General features: G+C 44.2%; 9 protein-coding genes, 40 tRNA genes and 4 rRNA genes. 7 read left to right on the forward strand and 46 right to left on the reverse strand.

What is annotated here, in order from left to right; genetic code table 11:
• Window positions 1–2: 2 nt before the first annotated feature.
• The gene (locus HXV90_RS17460; protein WP_257960523.1) at window positions 3–797 is read left to right on the forward strand and encodes an ABC transporter ATP-binding protein; all 795 of its coding nucleotides are present in this window, start codon (window positions 3–5) and stop codon (window positions 795–797) included.
• Between the two features lie 139 nt (window positions 798–936).
• Here HXV90_RS17460 and HXV90_RS17465 read toward each other — a convergent pair.
• The 22 genes from HXV90_RS17465 to HXV90_RS17570 form a co-directional block, all read right to left on the reverse strand.
• Window positions 937–1,008: transfer RNA gene (locus HXV90_RS17465), tRNA-Glu, on the reverse strand.
• A gap of 2 nt (window positions 1,009–1,010) precedes the next feature.
• Window positions 1,011–1,101: transfer RNA gene (locus tag HXV90_RS17470), tRNA-Ser, on the reverse strand.
• Window positions 1,102–1,111: 10 nt separating this feature from the next.
• Window positions 1,112–1,188 (reverse strand) — tRNA-Asn (locus tag HXV90_RS17475).
• Between the two features lie 4 nt (window positions 1,189–1,192).
• Window positions 1,193–1,269, reverse strand: a tRNA-Ile gene (locus HXV90_RS17480).
• A gap of 1 nt (window position 1,270) precedes the next feature.
• Window positions 1,271–1,344, reverse strand: a tRNA-Gly gene (locus HXV90_RS17485).
• Between the two features lie 5 nt (window positions 1,345–1,349).
• Window positions 1,350–1,425 (reverse strand) — tRNA-Phe (locus tag HXV90_RS17490).
• 58 nt (window positions 1,426–1,483) lie between these two features.
• Window positions 1,484–1,559 (reverse strand) — tRNA-Asp (locus HXV90_RS17495).
• Window positions 1,560–1,562: 3 nt separating this feature from the next.
• Window positions 1,563–1,637, reverse strand: a tRNA-Met gene (locus HXV90_RS17500).
• 53 nt (window positions 1,638–1,690) lie between these two features.
• A tRNA-Ser gene (locus HXV90_RS17505) sits at window positions 1,691–1,783 on the reverse strand.
• A 15-nt stretch (window positions 1,784–1,798) separates the two neighbouring features.
• Window positions 1,799–1,875 (reverse strand) — tRNA-Ile (locus tag HXV90_RS17510).
• A 7-nt stretch (window positions 1,876–1,882) separates the two neighbouring features.
• A tRNA-Met gene (locus HXV90_RS17515) sits at window positions 1,883–1,956 on the reverse strand.
• Between the two features lie 28 nt (window positions 1,957–1,984).
• Window positions 1,985–2,060 (reverse strand) — tRNA-Ala (locus HXV90_RS17520).
• Window positions 2,061–2,076: 16 nt separating this feature from the next.
• Window positions 2,077–2,153 (reverse strand) — tRNA-Pro (locus HXV90_RS17525).
• 9 nt (window positions 2,154–2,162) lie between these two features.
• A tRNA-Arg gene (locus HXV90_RS17530) sits at window positions 2,163–2,239 on the reverse strand.
• Between the two features lie 8 nt (window positions 2,240–2,247).
• Window positions 2,248–2,336: transfer RNA gene (locus HXV90_RS17535), tRNA-Leu, on the reverse strand.
• A gap of 5 nt (window positions 2,337–2,341) precedes the next feature.
• Window positions 2,342–2,416: transfer RNA gene (locus HXV90_RS17540), tRNA-Gly, on the reverse strand.
• 36 nt (window positions 2,417–2,452) lie between these two features.
• Window positions 2,453–2,537, reverse strand: a tRNA-Leu gene (locus HXV90_RS17545).
• Between the two features lie 17 nt (window positions 2,538–2,554).
• Window positions 2,555–2,630: transfer RNA gene (locus HXV90_RS17550), tRNA-Lys, on the reverse strand.
• A gap of 7 nt (window positions 2,631–2,637) precedes the next feature.
• Window positions 2,638–2,713 (reverse strand) — tRNA-Thr (locus HXV90_RS17555).
• A 3-nt stretch (window positions 2,714–2,716) separates the two neighbouring features.
• Window positions 2,717–2,792 (reverse strand) — tRNA-Val (locus tag HXV90_RS17560).
• Between the two features lie 10 nt (window positions 2,793–2,802).
• Window positions 2,803–2,918 (reverse strand): 5S ribosomal RNA (gene rrf / locus HXV90_RS17565).
• A gap of 277 nt (window positions 2,919–3,195) precedes the next feature.
• Window positions 3,196–4,266, reverse strand: coding sequence for a cysteine desulfurase family protein (locus tag HXV90_RS17570; RefSeq protein ID WP_053075739.1), 1,071 nt, complete (start codon window positions 4,264–4,266; stop codon window positions 3,196–3,198).
• 100 nt (window positions 4,267–4,366) lie between these two features.
• On the opposite strand from HXV90_RS17570, the gene nadB reads away from it, so the two are divergent.
• From nadB to HXV90_RS17590, 4 genes are all read left to right on the forward strand, one after another.
• Window positions 4,367–5,929 carry an L-aspartate oxidase gene (nadB, locus tag HXV90_RS17575; protein ID WP_269897682.1) on the forward strand — a complete coding sequence of 521 codons (1,563 nt, stop codon included), beginning with the start codon at window positions 4,367–4,369 and terminating at the stop codon, window positions 5,927–5,929.
• Window positions 5,910–6,770: a carboxylating nicotinate-nucleotide diphosphorylase gene (nadC, locus tag HXV90_RS17580; protein WP_048395910.1), complete on the forward strand. Its 861-nt coding sequence runs from the start codon at window positions 5,910–5,912 to the stop codon at window positions 6,768–6,770. The genes nadB and nadC overlap by 20 nt, the downstream gene beginning before the upstream one ends.
• Entirely contained in the window at window positions 6,757–7,860 is a 1,104-nt protein-coding gene (nadA, locus tag HXV90_RS17585) for a quinolinate synthase NadA (protein WP_257962333.1), read from the forward strand. Before nadC ends, nadA begins: the two co-directional genes overlap by 14 nt.
• 165 nt (window positions 7,861–8,025) lie before the next feature.
• On the forward strand, window positions 8,026–8,442 hold the full coding sequence (locus HXV90_RS17590) for a VOC family protein (protein ID WP_257962332.1): 417 nt from the start codon (window positions 8,026–8,028) through the stop codon (window positions 8,440–8,442).
• 59 nt (window positions 8,443–8,501) lie between these two features.
• Here HXV90_RS17590 and HXV90_RS17595 read toward each other — a convergent pair.
• The 24 genes from HXV90_RS17595 to HXV90_RS17710 all read right to left on the reverse strand — a co-directional run bounded on the left by HXV90_RS17595 (window position 8,502) and on the right by HXV90_RS17710 (window position 16,426).
• A tRNA-Glu gene (locus HXV90_RS17595) sits at window positions 8,502–8,573 on the reverse strand.
• 2 nt (window positions 8,574–8,575) lie between these two features.
• Window positions 8,576–8,666: transfer RNA gene (locus HXV90_RS17600), tRNA-Ser, on the reverse strand.
• Window positions 8,667–8,677: 11 nt separating this feature from the next.
• Window positions 8,678–8,754, reverse strand: a tRNA-Asn gene (locus HXV90_RS17605).
• A gap of 4 nt (window positions 8,755–8,758) precedes the next feature.
• Window positions 8,759–8,835: transfer RNA gene (locus HXV90_RS17610), tRNA-Ile, on the reverse strand.
• Window position 8,836: 1 nt separating this feature from the next.
• Window positions 8,837–8,910: transfer RNA gene (locus tag HXV90_RS17615), tRNA-Gly, on the reverse strand.
• Window positions 8,911–8,915: 5 nt separating this feature from the next.
• Window positions 8,916–8,991 (reverse strand) — tRNA-Phe (locus HXV90_RS17620).
• A gap of 58 nt (window positions 8,992–9,049) precedes the next feature.
• Window positions 9,050–9,125, reverse strand: a tRNA-Asp gene (locus tag HXV90_RS17625).
• Between the two features lie 3 nt (window positions 9,126–9,128).
• Window positions 9,129–9,203: transfer RNA gene (locus HXV90_RS17630), tRNA-Met, on the reverse strand.
• Between the two features lie 53 nt (window positions 9,204–9,256).
• Window positions 9,257–9,349, reverse strand: a tRNA-Ser gene (locus HXV90_RS17635).
• Window positions 9,350–9,364: 15 nt separating this feature from the next.
• A tRNA-Ile gene (locus HXV90_RS17640) sits at window positions 9,365–9,441 on the reverse strand.
• Window positions 9,442–9,448: 7 nt separating this feature from the next.
• Window positions 9,449–9,522, reverse strand: a tRNA-Met gene (locus HXV90_RS17645).
• Between the two features lie 28 nt (window positions 9,523–9,550).
• Window positions 9,551–9,626 (reverse strand) — tRNA-Ala (locus HXV90_RS17650).
• Between the two features lie 16 nt (window positions 9,627–9,642).
• Window positions 9,643–9,719, reverse strand: a tRNA-Pro gene (locus HXV90_RS17655).
• Window positions 9,720–9,728: 9 nt separating this feature from the next.
• A tRNA-Arg gene (locus HXV90_RS17660) sits at window positions 9,729–9,805 on the reverse strand.
• A gap of 8 nt (window positions 9,806–9,813) precedes the next feature.
• Window positions 9,814–9,902, reverse strand: a tRNA-Leu gene (locus tag HXV90_RS17665).
• A 5-nt stretch (window positions 9,903–9,907) separates the two neighbouring features.
• Window positions 9,908–9,982 (reverse strand) — tRNA-Gly (locus HXV90_RS17670).
• Window positions 9,983–10,018: 36 nt separating this feature from the next.
• Window positions 10,019–10,103 (reverse strand) — tRNA-Leu (locus HXV90_RS17675).
• 17 nt (window positions 10,104–10,120) lie between these two features.
• Window positions 10,121–10,196 (reverse strand) — tRNA-Lys (locus HXV90_RS17680).
• A gap of 7 nt (window positions 10,197–10,203) precedes the next feature.
• A tRNA-Thr gene (locus HXV90_RS17685) sits at window positions 10,204–10,279 on the reverse strand.
• A gap of 3 nt (window positions 10,280–10,282) precedes the next feature.
• Window positions 10,283–10,358 (reverse strand) — tRNA-Val (locus HXV90_RS17690).
• 10 nt (window positions 10,359–10,368) lie between these two features.
• Window positions 10,369–10,484, reverse strand: a 5S ribosomal RNA gene (gene rrf / locus HXV90_RS17695).
• Between the two features lie 110 nt (window positions 10,485–10,594).
• Window positions 10,595–13,522, reverse strand: a 23S ribosomal RNA gene (locus tag HXV90_RS17700).
• 182 nt (window positions 13,523–13,704) lie between these two features.
• A 16S ribosomal RNA gene (locus tag HXV90_RS17705) occupies window positions 13,705–15,256 on the reverse strand.
• Together the 16S, 23S and 5S rRNA genes with 20 tRNA genes alongside form the textbook arrangement of a ribosomal RNA operon.
• Before the next feature lie 270 nt (window positions 15,257–15,526).
• Window positions 15,527–16,426 (reverse strand): DMT family transporter, encoded by a 900-nt coding sequence (locus tag HXV90_RS17710; RefSeq protein WP_112116429.1) that lies wholly within the window; start codon window positions 16,424–16,426, stop codon window positions 15,527–15,529.
• A gap of 132 nt (window positions 16,427–16,558) precedes the next feature.
• Here HXV90_RS17710 and HXV90_RS17715 point away from each other — a divergent pair, with 132 nt between their 5' ends.
• Both HXV90_RS17715 and HXV90_RS17720 read left to right on the forward strand, forming a co-directional pair.
• The gene (locus HXV90_RS17715; RefSeq protein ID WP_004233792.1) at window positions 16,559–17,281 is read left to right on the forward strand and encodes an MgtC/SapB family protein; all 723 of its coding nucleotides are present in this window, start codon (window positions 16,559–16,561) and stop codon (window positions 17,279–17,281) included.
• A gap of 14 nt (window positions 17,282–17,295) precedes the next feature.
• The gene (locus tag HXV90_RS17720; protein ID WP_112116431.1) at window positions 17,296–18,279 is read left to right on the forward strand and encodes a cation diffusion facilitator family transporter; all 984 of its coding nucleotides are present in this window, start codon (window positions 17,296–17,298) and stop codon (window positions 18,277–18,279) included.
• Window position 18,280 lies beyond the last annotated feature (1 nt).

The following is an 18,280-nucleotide window of genomic DNA, read 5'->3' on the forward strand; positions in this document are numbered from 1 at the left end:
ACATGACTGAATCTTTATTAACCAAATCTCTAACATTAAGTTATGGTGATTTCAATATTATCGAAGATCTCAATTTATCTATTCCTTTGAATGAAATTACTGTATTAATCGGAGCGAATGGCTGTGGTAAATCCACACTCTTACGCTCCATTGCTCGATTATTAAAACCTAAAAAAGGCTCCGTTTTATTAGACGGTGAGGATATTTTTAAATTATCAACAAAACAAGTGGCTAAAAACCTCTCTATTCTTCCTCAATCTCCTGTTGCACCAGAAGGCTTAACTGTCCTACAACTTGTGAAACAAGGTCGCTATCCTTACCAAAGTTGGCGACAACAGTGGACTGAAAAAGATGAAGAAATCGTTTTAAACGCTTTAAAAGCTACAGGTACCGAGCATTTACAAGATAGACCAGTAGATGAGCTATCAGGGGGACAACGTCAACGTGCTTGGATAGCTATGACGCTTGCTCAAGATACAGATATCATTCTTTTAGACGAGCCTACGACATACTTAGATTTAACTCATCAAATAGACGTTTTAGATTTACTATTCGAATTGAACCAACAGCAAAAGAGAACTATTGTTATGGTACTACATGATATTAATCTTGCTTGTCGCTATGCCGATCATATTATTACAGTGCGTGACCGTGGTGTCTATCGTCAAGGGAAACCAGAAGAAATTATGACCACTGATTTAGTTAATCATGTGTTTGACCTTGATTGCCAAATGACGACAGATCCAATCTTTGGTACACCTCTTTGCATCCCATATGGAAAAGGACGAAAAATTTAATCACTAATTTAAAAAACAACAAGCCTACACAGTTTAATCATTCTGTGTAGGCTTTCATTTATTATAGCTATGTTATAAATCTAAATATCAAGTAAATTAAAAAGTGCAGTAGATGTAAATTCATCTACTGCACTTAGTATGACCCGTACGGGATTCGAACCCGTGTTACCGCCGTGAAAGGGCGGTGTCTTAACCACTTGACCAACGGGCCCATGGCGGAGAAGGAGGGATTTGAACCCTCGCGCCGGTTACCCGACCTACACCCTTAGCAGGGGCGCCTCTTCAGCCTCTTGAGTACTTCCCCAAAATAAAAATGGCTCCGAAGGCAGGACTCGAACCTGCGACAACCTGATTAACAGTCAGGTGCTACTACCAACTGAGCTACTTCGGAATAATGGTGGGCCTAAATGGACTCGAACCATCGACCTCACGCTTATCAGGCGTGCGCTCTAACCAGCTGAGCTATAGGCCCTTGGAGCGGGTGATGGGAATCGAACCCACGACATCAGCTTGGAAGGCTGAGGTTTTACCATTAAACTACACCCGCATAAATGGTGGGTCAGGACGGAATCGAACCGCCGACACTTAGAGCTTCAATCTAATGCTCTACCAACTGAGCTACTGACCCATTTCGTCCATGCTAAGCTTGCTCACTTTTTTGCTTCTCATGACTTTTATTTTAAAAATGGCGGTCCCGACCGGGATCGAACCGGCGATCTCCTGCGTGACAGGCAGGCATGTTAACCGCTACACCACGGGACCTTTTGGTTGCGGGGGCCGGATTTGAACCAACGACCTTCGGGTTATGAGCCCGACGAGCTACCACTGCTCCACCCCGCGATAATTTTATGTTGTTTCGAGTTTTTAAAGCACCATTTATAAAAATTTAAAACTGGAGGAGGTAGAGGGATTCGAACCCCCGCGCGGTGTTACCCGCCTGTCGGTTTTCAAGACCGATCCCTTCAGCCAGACTTGGGTATACCTCCGTTACAATATATAAATGGTGGACCTTGCAGGACTCGAACCTGCGACCGGACGGTTATGAGCCGTCTGCTCTAACCAACTGAGCTAAAGGTCCTTTAAGATGGCGGCAGAGGGGATCGAACCCCCGACCTTACGGGTATGAACCGTACGCTCTAGCCAGCTGAGCTACGCCGCCAGGATCTTTATACTGGTTAATTTACTTATGGTGGAGCCTAGCGGGATCGAACCGCTGACCTCCTGCGTGCAAGGCAGGCGCTCTCCCAGCTGAGCTAAGGCCCCATAATCTTTTTGGAAATGGTCGGGAAGACAGGATTCGAACCTGCGACCCCTTGGTCCCAAACCAAGTGCTCTACCAAGCTGAGCTACTTCCCGTTGTTCTTTTGGCGCGCCCGACAGGAGTCGAACCCATAACCTTCTGATCCGTAGTCAGACGCTCTATCCAATTGAGCTACGGGCGCATTTAAAATGGTGCCGAGGACCGGAATCGAACCGGTACGGTAGTCACCTACCGCAGGATTTTAAGTCCTGTGCGTCTGCCAGTTCCGCCACCCCGGCACATTTGGAGCGGAAGACGAGGTTCGAACTCGCGACCCCCACCTTGGCAAGGTGGTGTTCTACCACTGAACTACTTCCGCATGTGCATAAGCTTTTTTATCTGGCAATGAAAATAATGGTGCGGGTGAAGGGAGTCGAACCCCCACGCCTTGCGGCGCTAGATCCTAAGTCTAGTGCGTCTGCCAATTCCGCCACACCCGCTTATTATTATTTATAAATGGTGAGCCATGAAGGACTCGAACCTTCGACCCTCTGATTAAAAGTCAGATGCTCTACCAACTGAGCTAATGGCTCGAAAAAATGGTGCCGGCTATAGGAATCGAACCCACGACCTACTGATTACAAGTCAGTTGCTCTACCTGCTGAGCTAAACCGGCATATGGTGGAGGATGACGGGCTCGAACCGCCGACCCTCTGCTTGTAAGGCAGATGCTCTCCCAGCTGAGCTAATCCTCCTGGGTATTATGCCTAGCGACGTCCTACTCTCACAGGGGGAAGCCCCCAACTACCATCGGCGCTAAAGAGCTTAACTTCCGTGTTCGGTATGGGAACGGGTGTGACCTCTTTGCCATCATCACTAGACTTGGTTATGTATCATGTTTTGAAGTTGTTTACCTGTCCTTCAAGACAAGAATTATTGTATAACGTTTTCTAACATTGTGCAATACTTTTTTATAAAAAAAAGAAATTATTACTTTTTAAAGATATTTTTGTTAAGTAAGAGAAAATATTGCCCTGCAAAATATTATAGCAATTGTTGGTTCAAAAGAAAACAATTATTTTATTTGCCGATATTATTAACTTATAATCTATTTCACTACAAGTGAAGAATATAGATAATCCTTCACTCGTCTTTTCGTTAAATATTTGAAAGCTCTATTTTTAATTTTACAATATCCTCAAGTTTAGTGGAAGGACCAAAAGATATTCTAAAAAATTGGCGTGCCGCTTCCAAAGAGAACCCCATTGATAGAATAGCCTTTGTTCCCGATTCACTATGAATATCACATGCACTACCTGTAGAGATACAGATTCCCGCCTCATTTAACTTTAAAAGAACATATTGTCCCTCTACTTTTTCCATCATTACCCCACAAATATTAGGTAGTTGCTGTTTACACTCAACGAGCTGACATTTTTCAGGTAAATTATTTTCAAAATAATTTCTTAGCGTTTCATAATGTTGCAATTCATATTGATAGTTTTCAATTGCCGCGGCAAAGGCCACGATTGCAGGAGTATCTAATGTCCCCCCTCTAAGACCCCTCTCATGTGTCAAACCTGGTGTTAATGCAGGTACTCTGATTGCAGGGTTCAGATATATAGCACCACAGCCCTTTGGTCCGCCTATTTTATGAGCCGAGATGGTAATCGCATCTGCCCCTTTTGGTATAGCTAGTTTGCCAAATGATTGTACACAATCAACATGACAGAATATATTTGATTTTCTTGCCATCTTTACGATTTTCTCTACAGGCTGGATTGAACCAATTTCAGAATTGACATGTTGAATGGTAATCAAAGCAGTCTCTTCCCGGATTGCTTGTTGCAATTGCCCCAGATCAACACAACCATCCTTCTGCAAAGGTAATTTTGTTACAGTAAAGCCCTTTTTCTCAAGTGTATTCAAAGCCGCATGCACTGACGTATGCTCAGCTTGAGATGAAATAATGTGTTTTCCTTTTTTTGAGGCTAGCGCTAACGACAAGATGGCTATGAGATTTCCTTCTGTTCCACTACCCGTAAAAATTACGCCATCACTAGTTACACCTAGGGCTTGGGCTACAACCTCCCTTGATTGCTGGACAAAATAAAAAGCTTGTCCCCCTAAATCATGCAAACTCGCACTATTTCCATAATACCGTTGTGCCACCTCTACATATGCCTCAAGAGATTCCCTCATCATAGGTGATGTTGCAGCATAATCCATATAAATCATCGTCTTCTTCCTCTCTTGTTCATCAGGTCTTGTTTTCTTTTATATTTTATGTAAAGATAAGTGTCAAGACAACTGTAAAGAAGGTATAACGATGGATGTAAAGACAGACGTCCTTATAATTGGTAGTGGTATTGCTGCACTTCAGGCTGCTTTAGTGCTTGAAAAACATTTTCAAATACAAATTGTTACAAAATCATCTATATATATGAGTAGTTCTTATCGTGCACAAGGTGGGATTGCTGCTGTTACCAGTGAGGAGGATCATATTCAACATCATATTGCTGATACATTGAAAGCTGGAGAGTATCATCATGAGAAAAGGCATGTTAAAACACTTATAAAAAATGGCACTGAGATTATGCAAAACTATCTAAAGGATGGCCTCCCTGTTGATCGGCAGGTCGATGGAAAACCTGCTCTAGGACTTGAAGGAGCACATAGTCATCATCGTATTCTACATGCAGGTGGTGATCGTACTGGTCAGATTTTCATAGATTACTTGCTTCATAAACTTTCGCCCAAAACAAAGATCAATTGCTATGAAATGGCTTATGAGCTTTTACGGAATACAGATGGTGACTGTGTAGGAGTACTAACTAAAGGAGAAAAAGGTACAAAACGTTATTTGGCTCATCATGTTATTTTAGCGACAGGTGGCGCAGGTGCCCTTTATTCAAGTACATCTAATTTCCCAACTAATACAGGGGATGGGATCGCATTAGCATTTCGAGCAGGCGCTGCCATTAGTGATATGGAATTTATGCAATTTCACCCGAGTCTTCTGTGGTGTAAAAATGAAGCAAAGGGATTAGTTTCTGAAGCTGTCAGAGGGGCTGGTGGTATTTTTGTTAATGCCCAGCATCAGCCCATTATGACAGGTTTACATGCTCAACTTGACCTAGCACCAAGACATATTACTGCACTTGCCCTATTTACAAAACGTGCAGCGGGTGAAGAAACGTTTATTGATATCACTAACATTCAAGACTTTGAAGCAAAGTTTCCAACAATTGCTCAGCTGTGCCATGTTCATCACGTTCATTTACAAGATGGTCTAATCCCCGTGGCTCCGGGAAGTCATTTCTTGATGGGTGGTGTTATTGCTGATGACAAAGGAAGAACTACTATACCGAACTTATATGCAGTCGGTGAGGTTGCCTGTACAGGCGTACATGGTGCGAATCGTTTAGCAAGTAACTCCCTATTGGAAGGTATTACATTTGGTCAAAAAATGGCGCAGTTCATTATTCAAAAAGGGTGTCATCAAAAAAACTTTTTACTGGAAAAGCATCAATGTCCTGATAAAATGCCACCTTTATTTAGCAAACCCCAATTACAGCAACACATGATGCGGTTCCTAGGTATTGTTAGAAATATTGATGACTTGCAGCATTTTGTAAAGCAACTACCCTCCTTGCAATCACTTATTCAAGTTAATTTAAAGGGTCTAGAACTAGCTGAGTTGGAATTATTTATGATGCATGTAGTCGCCACATTAATGGCACATGCAGCAATTACGCGAACGGAAACAAGAGGAGCTCATATTCGGGAGGATAAATCCGAAATGAAATCACAATGGGCAAGCCGATGGATTATTTTTTCGCAAGGACAAATGAAAGTGAGGAACTCATTGTATGAATATCATCAAACTTGAGGAAATGCTCAAGCAATTTTTTAATGAGGATTTAGGAGATGGAGATTTATCGAGTGAATTTATCTTTTCAGCCGAACAACAGGGAGCTTTTTCTTTTTACGCGAAAGAAAGCGGAATTTTTTGTGGGGCTAACATTATTGAGCATGGCTTTCTCTTACTCGATCGATCAATCGAAGTCAATCTTCATACAAAAGATGGAGAGATGGTGAAGTCAGGTGATGTACTCGCTGTGATTAAAGGTCCCTTACAAAAATTATTAATCGGTGAGCGTGTCATTTTAAATCTTATTCAACGTATGTCTGCTATTGCAACGGCTGCCCATCTTGCCGTTCAAGAAACAGTAGGTACTCACGCAAAAATATGTGATACGCGTAAAACACTACCAGGACTGCGTATGCTAGATAAATATGCTGTTCGAATTGGTGGTGCTTTTAATCATCGTAATGGCCTGTATGACGCAATTATGCTAAAGGACAATCATATTGCCTTTGCTGGTAGCATTACAAAGGCAGTTCAGACCGCTAGAGCGAAAGTCGGTCATACCGTAAAAATTGAAGTTGAAATTGAAACAAAAGAACAATTAGAAGAAGCTATCAACGCAGGAGCAGATATTATTATGTTTGATAACCGTAGCCCAGAAGAAATCCGTGCATGGCTTCCCATTGTTCCTCCCACTATTGCGACTGAAGCATCTGGGGGCATCACACTTGAAAATTTAAAGGCTTATGCCCAAACGGGTATTCAATGGATTTCACTTGGCTCCTTAACACATTCAGTTAAAGCTTTTGATATTAGTGCACTCGTTCAAATGAAAGGAGATCATTCCCTTGTCCATCACTAGTTTATTACAACAGACGACATTACTCCCAGAGCATTATCGGGCACTATCTGTAAAGGAAATGGAATCTCGTATTTTATCAATAAAGAAAAAATTAGGTCCTAAATTATTTATTCCTGGCCACCATTATCAAAAAGATGAAGTCATTCAATTTGCAGATGCAACTGGGGATTCTTTACAGTTAGCTCAATTATCCGCAGCAAATAAGGAAGCTGAACACATCGTATTTTGCGGTGTACATTTTATGGCAGAAACTGCTGATATGCTGACAACGAAACAGCAACATGTCTATTTACCAGATATGCGCGCTGGTTGTTCAATGGCTGATATGGCTGATATTTATCAAACTGAACAAGCATGGCCAATTCTTCAAGAACTCTTTGGTGATACGATTATTCCTCTAACCTATGTTAACTCAACTGCGGCTATTAAAGCCTTTACTGGAAGACATGGTGGTGCTTGTGTCACTTCATCGAATGCAAAGGAACTTGTTCAATGGGCTTTTACCCAAAAACAGCGTATCTTCTTTTTACCTGACCAACATTTAGGAAGAAATACTGCCTATGATTTAGGTATACCTCTTGAAAATATGGCTGTTTGGAATCCGCATAAGAACTTGCTCGAAACAAAAGAGCCACTTGAAAATATCCAGGTTATTCTTTGGAAGGGTCACTGCTCTGTGCACGAAGGTTTTACTGTTCAACATACAGAGGTTATTCGCAAAGAACACCCGACTATGAGGATAATTGTTCACCCTGAGTGCAGCCGTGAAGTGGTTGCAGCGGCTGATGATGCAGGCTCCACAAAATACATTATTGATACAATCAATCGAGCTCCAAGCGGATCTGCATGGGCAATTGGAACAGAAATGAACCTTGTCAATCGCATTATTAAGCAGCATCCTGATAAACATATTGTCTCCTTAAACGAAAACTTTTGTCCTTGTTTAACAATGAATCGAATTGACCTTCCACATTTGTTATGGAGCTTAGAAAGTATTGAGCAAGGTCAACCTCATAACCGTATACAAGTAGATGAACATACTACCGCTGAAGCACTTAGTTCACTTGAAAGAATGCTAGCCAGAGGATAAATAGTTAAAACTTTTTAAACAGAAAGGTTGAAGATATAACCTTTCTGTTTTTGTTGACATAACGCCTACTTCTAATAGTGCTAATGGCTTCCATTTGCGCCCCGCTTTGCTATAATTGACACGACTTTATGCTCCATGATACTGTCAATTTGGAGGTGATACTAAATGGCTTTTCAATCGAAAAATATCTTTATCAATTTACCAGTAAAAGATCTAAACAAATCTATCAGTTTTTTTAAGGAATTAGGTTTTGAGTTCAATCAACAATTCAGTGATGAAACAACAGCCTCAATGATTATTAATGAAAATATCTTCGTATTAATAATGGTTGAAGAACGATTTAAAGGATTTAGTAAAAAAGAAGTTACAGATACTACTACTTCTGCAGAAGCAATCTTATGTCTCTCTGCTGAAAACCGAGAACAAGTAGATCAACTAGTGAATAAGGCACTTGCCTCTGGTGGTAAACCTTATAGTGAACCACAAGATCACGGATTTATGTATGGTTGGGGTTTTCAAGATGTAGATGGGCATATCTGGGAAGTAGTTTATATGGATGAAAATGCATTGAATCAAGAGTAAATTTTGTATCTATGAATATCAAAAAACAGTAGATGCAATTGCATCTACTGTTTCTAGTATGACCCGTACGGGATTCGAACCCGTGTTACCGCCGTGAAAGGGCGGTGTCTTAACCACTTGACCAACGGGCCCATGGCGGAGAAGGAGGGATTTGAACCCTCGCGCCGGTTACCCGACCTACACCCTTAGCAGGGGCGCCTCTTCAGCCTCTTGAGTACTTCCCCAAAATAAAAAATGGCTCCGAAGGCAGGACTCGAACCTGCGACAACCTGATTAACAGTCAGGTGCTACTACCAACTGAGCTACTTCGGAATAATGGTGGGCCTAAATGGACTCGAACCATCGACCTCACGCTTATCAGGCGTGCGCTCTAACCAGCTGAGCTATAGGCCCTTGGAGCGGGTGATGGGAATCGAACCCACGACATCAGCTTGGAAGGCTGAGGTTTTACCATTAAACTACACCCGCATAAATGGTGGGTCAGGACGGAATCGAACCGCCGACACTTAGAGCTTCAATCTAATGCTCTACCAACTGAGCTACTGACCCATTTCGTCCATGCTAAGCTTGCTCACTTTTTTGCTTCTCATGACTTTTATTTTAAAAATGGCGGTCCCGACCGGGATCGAACCGGCGATCTCCTGCGTGACAGGCAGGCATGTTAACCGCTACACCACGGGACCTTTTGGTTGCGGGGGCCGGATTTGAACCAACGACCTTCGGGTTATGAGCCCGACGAGCTACCACTGCTCCACCCCGCGATAATTTTATGTTGTTTCGAGTTTTTAAAGCACCATTTATAAAAATTTAAAACTGGAGGAGGTAGAGGGATTCGAACCCCCGCGCGGTGTTACCCGCCTGTCGGTTTTCAAGACCGATCCCTTCAGCCAGACTTGGGTATACCTCCGTTACAATATATAAATGGTGGACCTTGCAGGACTCGAACCTGCGACCGGACGGTTATGAGCCGTCTGCTCTAACCAACTGAGCTAAAGGTCCTTTAAGATGGCGGCAGAGGGGATCGAACCCCCGACCTTACGGGTATGAACCGTACGCTCTAGCCAGCTGAGCTACGCCGCCAGGATCTTTATACTGGTTAATTTACTTATGGTGGAGCCTAGCGGGATCGAACCGCTGACCTCCTGCGTGCAAGGCAGGCGCTCTCCCAGCTGAGCTAAGGCCCCATAATCTTTTTGGAAATGGTCGGGAAGACAGGATTCGAACCTGCGACCCCTTGGTCCCAAACCAAGTGCTCTACCAAGCTGAGCTACTTCCCGTTGTTCTTTTGGCGCGCCCGACAGGAGTCGAACCCATAACCTTCTGATCCGTAGTCAGACGCTCTATCCAATTGAGCTACGGGCGCATTTAAAATGGTGCCGAGGACCGGAATCGAACCGGTACGGTAGTCACCTACCGCAGGATTTTAAGTCCTGTGCGTCTGCCAGTTCCGCCACCCCGGCACATTTGGAGCGGAAGACGAGGTTCGAACTCGCGACCCCCACCTTGGCAAGGTGGTGTTCTACCACTGAACTACTTCCGCATGTGCATAAGCTTTTTTATCTGGCAATGAAAATAATGGTGCGGGTGAAGGGAGTCGAACCCCCACGCCTTGCGGCGCTAGATCCTAAGTCTAGTGCGTCTGCCAATTCCGCCACACCCGCTTATTATTATTTATAAATGGTGAGCCATGAAGGACTCGAACCTTCGACCCTCTGATTAAAAGTCAGATGCTCTACCAACTGAGCTAATGGCTCGAAAAAATGGTGCCGGCTATAGGAATCGAACCCACGACCTACTGATTACAAGTCAGTTGCTCTACCTGCTGAGCTAAACCGGCATATGGTGGAGGATGACGGGCTCGAACCGCCGACCCTCTGCTTGTAAGGCAGATGCTCTCCCAGCTGAGCTAATCCTCCTGGGTATTATGCCTAGCGACGTCCTACTCTCACAGGGGGAAGCCCCCAACTACCATCGGCGCTAAAGAGCTTAACTTCCGTGTTCGGTATGGGAACGGGTGTGACCTCTTTGCCATCATCACTAGACTATGTCGACCTTCCATACACGGCGTACTGCTGTGTCTAGAAGCTCTCTTTTTAGAAAGATTTGCTCTTTCAAAACTGGATAAACGGTGCATTGAATGTTTCAAACTTTTTTGGTTAAGTCCTCGATCGATTAGTATTCGTCAGCTCCATGTGTCACCACACTTCCACCTCGAACCTATCTACCTCATCGTCTTTGAGGGATCTTACTTACTTGCGTAATGGGAAATCTCATCTTGAGGGGGGCTTCATGCTTAGATGCTTTCAGCACTTATCCCGTCCACACATAGCTACCCAGCGATGCCTTTGGCAAGACAACTGGTACACCAGCGGTGTGTCCATCCCGGTCCTCTCGTACTAAGGACAGCTCCTCTCAAATTTCCTACGCCCACGACGGATAGGGACCGAACTGTCTCACGACGTTCTGAACCCAGCTCGCGTACCGCTTTAATGGGCGAACAGCCCAACCCTTGGGACCGACTACAGCCCCAGGATGCGATGAGCCGACATCGAGGTGCCAAACCTCCCCGTCGATGTGGACTCTTGGGGGAGATAAGCCTGTTATCCCCGGGGTAGCTTTTATCCGTTGAGCGATGGCCCTTCCATGCGGAACCACCGGATCACTAAGCCCGTCTTTCGACCCTGCTCGACTTGTAGGTCTCGCAGTCAAGCTCCCTTGTGCCTTTACACTCTACGAATGATTTCCAACCATTCTGAGGGAACCTTTGGGCGCCTCCGTTACCTTTTAGGAGGCGACCGCCCCAGTCAAACTGTCCGCCTGACACTGTCTCCTGCCCCGCTAAGGGGCATGGGTTAGAATTTCAATACAACCAGGGTAGTATCCCACCGACGCCTCCTTCGAAGCTGGCGCTCCGAGATCTCTGGCTCCTACCTATCCTGTACAAGTTGTACCAAAATTCAATATCAGGCTACAGTAAAGCTCCACGGGGTCTTTCCGTCCTGTCGCGGGTAACCTGCATCTTCACAGGTACTATAATTTCACCGAGTCTCTCGTTGAGACAGTGCCCAGATCGTTACGCCTTTCGTGCGGGTCGGAACTTACCCGACAAGGAATTTCGCTACCTTAGGACCGTTATAGTTACGGCCGCCGTTTACTGGGGCTTCAATTCGCAGCTTCGCTTGTGCTAACCACTCCTCTTAACCTTCCAGCACCGGGCAGGCGTCAGCCCCTATACGTCACCTTACGGTTTTGCAGAGACCTGTGTTTTTGCTAAACAGTCGCCTGGGCCTATTCACTGCGGCTCTCATGCGCTTGCACGCTCAAGAGCACCCCTTCTCCCGAAGTTACGGGGTCATTTTGCCGAGTTCCTTAACGAGAGTTCTCTCGCACACCTTAGGATTCTCTCCTCGACTACCTGTGTCGGTTTGCGGTACGGGCACCTCTCACCTCGATAGAGGCTTTTCTTGGCAGTGTGAAATCAGGAACTTCGTCCATACGGACTCGCCATCACAGCTCAACGTTACAGTGTGCGGATTTGCCTACACACACGCCTTACTGCTTGGACGCGCACAACCAACGGCGCGCTTACCCTATCCTACTGCGTCCCCCCATTTCTCAAACGGTGAGGAGGTGGTACAGGAATATCAACCTGTTGTCCATCGCCTACGCCTATCGGCCTCGGCTTAGGTCCCGACTAACCCTGAGCGGACGAGCCTTCCTCAGGAAACCTTAGTCATACGGTGGACGGGATTCTCACCCGTCTTTCGCTACTCATACCGGCATTCTCACTTCTAAGCGCTCCACCAGTCCTTCCGATCTGACTTCAACGCACTTAGAACGCTCTCCTACCACTGACATCGTAGATGTCAATCCACAGCTTCGGTGAATCGTTTAGCCCCGATACATTTTCGGCGCAGCGTCACTCGACCAGTGAGCTATTACGCACTCTTTAAATGATGGCTGCTTCTAAGCCAACATCCTGGTTGTCTGTGCAACGCCACATCCTTTTCCACTTAACGATTACTTTGGGACCTTAGCTGGTGGTCTGGGCTGTTTCCCTTTTGACTACGGATCTTATCACTCGCAGTCTGACTCCCGTGTATAAATATCTGGCATTCGGAGTTTGTCTGAATTCGGTAAACCGGGATGGCCCCCTAGTCCAAACAGTGCTCTACCTCCAGTATTCTCATCACGAGGCTAGCCCTAAAGCTATTTCGGAGAGAACCAGCTATCTCCAAGTTCGATTGGAATTTCTCCGCTACCCACACCTCATCCCCGCACTTTTCAACGTGCGTGGGTTCGGGCCTCCAGTAAGTGTTACCTCACCTTCACCCTGGACATGGGTAGATCACCTGGTTTCGGGTCTACGACCACGTACTATTTCGCCCTATTCAGACTCGCTTTCGCTGCGGCTCCGCCTTCTAAAGCTTAACCTCGCACGTAATCGTAACTCGCCGGTTCATTCTACAAAAGGCACGCTATCACCCATTAACGGGCTCTAACTACTTGTAGGCACACGGTTTCAGGATCTCTTTCACTCCCCTTCCGGGGTGCTTTTCACCTTTCCCTCACGGTACTGGTTCACTATCGGTCACTAGGTAGTATTTAGCCTTGGGAGATGGTCCTCCCGGATTCCGACGGAATTTCACGTGTTCCGCCGTACTCAGGATCCACTCAGGAGAGAACGAACTTTCGACTACAGGGCTTTTACCTGCTCTGGCGGACCTTTCCAAGTCGCTTCATCTAACTCGCTCTTTTGTAACTCCGTATAGAGTGTCCTACAACCCCAAGAGGCAAGCCTCTTGGTTTGGGCTCTTCCCGTTTCGCTCGCCGCTACTCAGGGAATCGATTTTTCTTTCTCTTCCTCCAGGTACTTAGATGTTTCAGTTCCCTGGGTCTGCCTTCAAGACGCTATGTATTCACGTCAAGATACTACGCGATTAAACGTAGTGGGTTCCCCCATTCGGAAATCTCCGGATCAAAGCTCACTTACAGCTCCCCGAAGCATATCGGTGTTAGTGCCGTCCTTCTTCGGCTCCTAGTGCCAAGGCATTCGCCGTGCGCCCTTAATAACTTAACCAAGTTATTAAGCCTATAAAAAACTTAAAAAAATAAATGTGTTTGTTACAATTTCAATGTCGTTTTATCCAGTTTTCAAAGAACAAGTTTTGAAGTGTTTCATTCAGATAGAATGAACCTTCAAAACTGAACGCAAAACGTAATCTTACAAACCCAAGGTTTGTATTCCGAAATAATCCTTAGAAAGGAGGTGATCCAGCCGCACCTTCCGATACGGCTACCTTGTTACGACTTCACCCCAATCATCTATCCCACCTTCGGCGGCTGGCTCCAAAAGGTTACCTCACCGACTTCGGGTGTTACAAACTCTCGTGGTGTGACGGGCGGTGTGTACAAGGCCCGGGAACGTATTCACCGCGGCATGCTGATCCGCGATTACTAGCGATTCCGGCTTCATGTAGGCGAGTTGCAGCCTACAATCCGAACTGAGAACGACTTTATCGGATTAGCTCCCTCTCGCGAGTTGGCAACCGTTTGTATCGTCCATTGTAGCACGTGTGTAGCCCAGGTCATAAGGGGCATGATGATTTGACGTCATCCCCACCTTCCTCCGGTTTGTCACCGGCAGTCACCTTAGAGTGCCCAACTAAATGATGGCAACTAAGATCAAGGGTTGCGCTCGTTGCGGGACTTAACCCAACATCTCACGACACGAGCTGACGACAACCATGCACCACCTGTCACCGTTGCCCCCGAAGGGGAAACTATATCTCTACAGTGGTCAACGGGATGTCAAGACCTGGTAAGGTTCTTCGCGTTGCTTCGAATTAAACCACATGCTCCACCGCTTGTGCGGGCCCCCGTCAATTCCTTTGAGTTTCAGTCTTGCGACCGTACTCCCCAGGCGGAGTGCTTAATGCGTTAGCTGCAGCACTAAGGGGCGGAAACCCCCTAACACTTAGCACTCATCGTTTACGGCGTGGACTACCAGGGTATCTAATCCTGTTTGCTCCCCACGCTTTCGCGCCTCAGCGTCAGTTACAGACCAGAAAGTCGCCTTCGCCACTGGTGTTCCTCCAAATCTCTACGCATTTCACCGCTACACTTGGAATTCCACTTTCCTCTTCTGCACTCAAGTCCCCCAGTTTCCAATGACCCTCCACGGTTGAGCCGTGGGCTTTCACATCAGACTTAAAGGACCGCCTGCGCGCGCTTTACGCCCAATAATTCCGGACAACGCTTGCCACCTACGTATTACCGCGGCTGCTGGCACGTAGTTAGCCGTGGCTTTCTAATAAGGTACCGTCAAGGTACAGCCAGTTACTACTGTACTTGTTCTTCCCTTACAACAGAGTTTTACGATCCGAAAACCTTCTTCACTCACGCGGCGTTGCTCCATCAGGCTTTCGCCCATTGTGGAAGATTCCCTACTGCTGCCTCCCGTAGGAGTCTGGGCCGTGTCTCAGTCCCAGTGTGGCCGATCACCCTCTCAGGTCGGCTACGCATCGTCGCCTTGGTGAGCCGTTACCTCACCAACTAGCTAATGCGCCGCGGGCCCATCCTATAGCGACAGCCGAAACCGTCTTTCAGTCTTTCACCATGAAGCAAAAGACATTATTCGGTATTAGCCCCGGTTTCCCGGAGTTATCCCAAACTATAGGGTAGGTTGCCCACGTGTTACTCACCCGTCCGCCGCTAACGTCAAAGGAGCAAGCTCCTTTTCTGTTCGCTCGACTTGCATGTATTAGGCACGCCGCCAGCGTTCGTCCTGAGCCAGGATCAAACTCTCCATAAAAGAAATTTGATTAGCTCAAATTGTTTTGCTGGCATCATGTTTGATGTCCAAAATTTTTGTTTTGTTCACTAGCAAAACTAGCTACTTAAAACTTTATTGATTACGTTTTGCTTGTTCAGTTTTCAAGGTACATTTTATTTAAGTCGTTTTCAGCGACTTTATTATCTTATCTCATCCCCGACTAAAAGTCAACAACTTTTCAAAATTTTATTTTCAAGCGTTCCTTCTTGTTAAGGACAAGTAATAATATATAATATAGCATTTTAAAAATCAAGCATTTTTCTTAAAAAAATTAAAAATCTTTTTAATATCTATTACAAACAATAGAATTCCTGCTAATACAATCAATCCACCGATGATTTGTGTCATGATTAAATACTCTTTAAATATCACCAAAGCTAAAAGAGCAGCTCCTACAGGCTCAAATAATATAGCAATTGAAACAACATTCGTACTGACGTATTTAATTGACCAATTAAACAAAGTATGACCAAGTAAATTTGGTATTAACGCTAATAAGATAAACCATAACCAATCCATCGAAGAATATGGACCAAAAGATTCCCCTTTAACCATTACATATATAAATAAAGTGATGGTACTTACAACATATACAACCATTGTATAGGTCACAAGTGATAATCTCTTACGTACATCCTGTCCTAATAGAAAATAAGCTGTCGCTAGTGCACAAGCAACGAGCGCCAGTACATCTCCATATAAGGCTGTTCCACTTACTTTAAAATCGCCCCAACTAATTAAAACACTTCCTATTATTGCAATTGATCCTGCTACAATTGTTTTCATCGTAATTTTCTCTTTAAAGAAAAAGTAAGTGCCCACAAACGCAAACAAAGGTTGTAGTGTTACTAAAACTGTTGAACTTGCTACTGAAGTATAGTTGAGTGATTCAAACCATAATATAAAATGAAAGGCTAAAAAAATCCCTGCAACTGAAGAAAATAGCCAATCACGTCTTTTTAAAGTCGTTAACTCCTTTGTATATCCCCTTAAAAACCATGGCGCCATGATTAAAACGGAAAATAGCATGCGATAAAATGCTATAATCCCCGCTTCCGCCGATGCTAATTTCACAAAAATAGCTGACATCGATACTGAAATTACACCAATCACAATCGGGATGTATGGATGGATTTTTGGCTGCTCCAAAAAACCCCACCTTCCTAAAAAAATACTTATATGTCCTTACTTCATGTTGTACAATACAAAAAAGTGATGCACATATAATAATGACAGTTTGCATATCTCTTAGCAATACGAAATATCAATGGAGGGTTGTGTATGGAAACATTATTCGAAAATATGATTACATATGAAGTTGGCATAAAATTAGTTATTGCAGCCACATTAAGTTTAGTAATCGGTATCGAAAGGGAATTAAAGAAAAAACCAGTTGGATTAAAAACAAGTTTAGTTATTGCTACTTTCAGCTGCTTATTAACGATTATCTCCATTGAAACTGCCTACTCAACCCCCGCTAGAGAAGATATTAATATTACGATGGACCCTCTTCGTTTAGCCGCACAAATTGTTAGTGGAATTGGCTTTCTTGGTGCAGGAGTCATTCTAAGACGCGGGAATGACAGCATTACGGGTTTAACAACCGCTGCTATGATTTGGGGAGCCGCTGGTATTGGTATTGCGGTTGGTGCAGGTTTTTACATGGATGCAACACTAGCTGTTGTGATCATTGTTTTTGGAATTGAAGTACTATCACCTTTTCTTATGAAAATCGGACCAAAGCGAATTCGTATGCGGGAAATTTTATTAAAAGTCCAAATTGATGATGACAACCATACAGAATCATTTCTATTATTTTTAAAGGACAACAACATTATCATTGAAAATATACGCATTAAAGATGTGCACTTAAAAAACGATAGTGTTTTACATGAGTTAGATTTACGTCTTTCCTTAATCGTCTCGGATAATTTGTTGTCATTTTATCGTTCATTACGAGCACTATCTTATATAGAAAAAATCGAAATGGAAATTTTAAACTAGTTGGAGGATTTTTTATGGCAGAACTATTAAAACTACTAAAAGACGGTAACAAACCCTCTCTAATGGCTGCATGTGTAAATGCATTTTTAGGAATTATTAAAGGAATCGCCTTTTTCTTTACAGGTAACGTTGCGATGTTTGCAGAAATGATGCACTCTCTAGGCGATGCAGCAAACCAATTATTTGTGTATATAGGTTCAGCACTCTCTAAAAAGGCACCTACAAAACAATTTCCCGGTGGCTTTGGTCGTATTGTCAATTTAGTATGCCTTTTCGCCGTAATAATTGTAGCTATCCTTTCTTATGAAACAATAAAAGAAGGTTGGCATCATTTTATTCATCCCACAGGAGAGTCTAGCGGGATATTGATTGCCCTAGGAGTATTATTCATCGGGATTGTTTTAGAAGGGACAGTGCTAGCTAAAGCGGCTGCAGAAGTGCTACATGAATCAGGTCAAGAAAAAGCAGGTATCGCATCTATTCCGAAAGCATTCACATACTTGAATAGAGCAAAACCGGCAACAAAATTAGTTTTTATGGAAGATTTAGTTGCTACTGGGGGCAACTTCTTAGCCTTTGCTGCTATTTTAATTGCTTATTTTACAGGTTGGGGTCGAATAGAAGGACTAGTTTCGATGATAATTGGGGTCATGATGTTTTATGTTGTAGGTAAGGTATTCCTTGATAACGCACGTGGTGTCATTGGTGAAACTGATGAAGAGATGTTAAACCATATCGCTCACCTCGTAATGGATGATCCAAATATCAAAGATATTGTGCGTCTTGAAGTGATTAAAGAAGGAGAGTTTTTACATGTAGAATTAGTGGCTGAAGCTGATCCGTTTTTATCGTTAGCCTTTTTAGATGATGTTCGGGATCATTTAACAGAGGTAATCCTAAGCCAAAAAGGAGTATCTAAAGTAGCTATATTATTCGACGAAGATGATGGGAAAACAAGTTGGATACACGTTGGTGAAAAACCAAACAACTCCATTTAAT

The sequence above is a fragment of the Lysinibacillus sp. JK80 genome (assembly GCF_027557635.1).
Taxonomy (GTDB): Bacteria; Bacillota; Bacilli; order Bacillales_A; family Planococcaceae; genus Lysinibacillus; species Lysinibacillus capsici.